The sequence below is a fragment of the Herbaspirillum sp. genome, from assembly GCF_035644555.1.
Taxonomy (GTDB): Bacteria; Pseudomonadota; Gammaproteobacteria; order Burkholderiales; family Burkholderiaceae_D; genus Herbaspirillum.
Genome location: NZ_DASQOH010000011.1, coordinates 1 through 1,916 on the forward strand (window position 1 = coordinate 1; position 1,916 = coordinate 1,916).

1 protein-coding gene is annotated in these 1,916 nt (G+C 65.8%); it reads left to right on the forward strand.

Annotation, left to right across the window (positions count from 1 at the left end; all coding sequences use genetic code 11):
• Positions 1-50 precede the first annotated feature (50 nt).
• A partial coding sequence (locus tag VE092_RS03860) for a glycoside hydrolase family 15 protein (protein ID WP_324873991.1) occupies positions 51-1,916 on the forward strand: 1,866 nt, incomplete at its 3' end.

The following is a 1,916-nucleotide window of genomic DNA, read 5'->3' on the forward strand; positions in this document are numbered from 1 at the left end:
CATCGCCTTCCATCAAGAAATCTGACCCACAGAACAGAGCACGAGGAACCATGAGCCAGCCCAGCCCCGACCCGCAACAGGAAGCGCAGCCGCAACCCCACTCGCAGACCCAGCATTCCGAACAGCCACACCTGGCCGCCGAGGCGCACGACATGCCGTCCACTTCCTCGCTGGACCTGGGCGTGATCGGCAATTGCGCCTTCTCCGCGCTGGTGGACAAGATGGGCCGCATCGTCTGGTGCTGCCTGCCGCGCTTCGACGGCGACCCGGTCTTCAATGCCCTGCTGGACCCCACCGACAATGGCGCGCTGTGGGCTTTCCAGCTGGAGAACTTCTCCCACAGCGAGCAGTGGTACGAACCCAATACCGCCGTGCTGCGCACCCGCCTCTACGACACCCTGGGCCAGGGCATCGAGATCACCGACCTGGCGCCGCGCTTCCAGAGCCGTGGCCGCTTCTTCCGCCCGCTGCAACTGGTGCGTCGCATCCATCCGCTCTTGGGCGCGCCGCGCATGCGCGTGGTGCTGCGTCCGCGCTTCGACTGGGGCCGTGATATCCCGGCGCAGACCCGCGGCAGCAACCACATCCGCTATGTCGGTCCCGAGCAGACCCTGCGCCTGAACACCGATGCGCCGATCAGCTACATCGTCGACGAGACCGCCTTCGTGGTCAGCCGTCCCTACAACTTCATCCTTGGCCCCGACGAAACCCTGCACGGCGGCATCAACGACACCGCCCGTGATTTTGAGCAGGAGACCACCGCCTACTGGCGCAACTGGAGCCGCGCCCTGGCCACCCCGCTGGAGTGGCAGGATGCGGTGATTCGCGCGGCCATCACGCTCAAGCTCTCGGTCTTCGAAGATACCGGCGCCATCATCGCCGCCATGACCACCAGCGTGCCCGAGGCGCCCGGCAGCCAGCGCAACTGGGACTATCGCTACTGCTGGCTGCGCGACGCCTTCTTCGTGGTGCGCGCCCTGAACAGCCTGTCCGAACTGGGCACCATGGAAGACTACCTGCGCTGGCTGACCAACGTGGTGGTGCGCTCCGGCGGCGGCCATGTGCAGCCGCTGTATGGCATCGGCCTGGAAGAAGCGCTACCCGAGCAGATCTTGGACCACCTGCCCGGCTACCAGCACCACCAGCCGGTCCGCGTGGGCAACCAGGCCTACGAACACTTCCAGCACGACGTCTACGGCAATATCGTGCTGGGCGCGGCCCAGGCCTTCCACGACATGCGCCTGCATCATCGCGCCGGCGCCGAGCATTTCCAGCATCTGGAAGCAGTCGGCGAGCGCGCCTATGAGGTCTACAGCCAGCCCGACGCCGGCATGTGGGAGCTGCGCACCCGTTCGCGCATCCATACCTCGTCGGCATTGATGAGCTGGGCCGCGTGTGATCGGCTGGCCAAGATCGCCGCGCGGGTCGACCTGCCCGAGCGCGCCCGCTACTGGGGCGACCGCGCCAAGGAAATCGGTGACCGCATCCTCACCGAAGCCTGGAACGAGCAGCGCCAGGCCTACGCCGAAAGTTTCGGCGGGCGCGATCTCGACGCCAGCGTGCTGCTGATGGTGGAAGTGGGTCTGATCGCACCGACCGACAAGCGCTTCATCTCCACCGTCGAAGCCCTGGAAAAGTCGCTCTGCGATGGCCCCTACATGCGCCGCTACGAAGCGCCGGACGATTTCGGCCGCCCCGAGACCGCCTTCAATATCTGCACCTTCTGGCGTATTGATGCGCTGGCCCGCATCGGCCGCAAGGAGCAGGCCCGGGAAATCTTCCAGGCCATGCTGGATGCCCGCAACCACCTGGGCCTGCTGTCCGAAGACACCCATCCGGTCACGCGCCAGATGTGGGGCAATTTCCCGCAGACCTATTCGATGGTGGGCATCATCAACTGTGCAATGCGCCTGTCG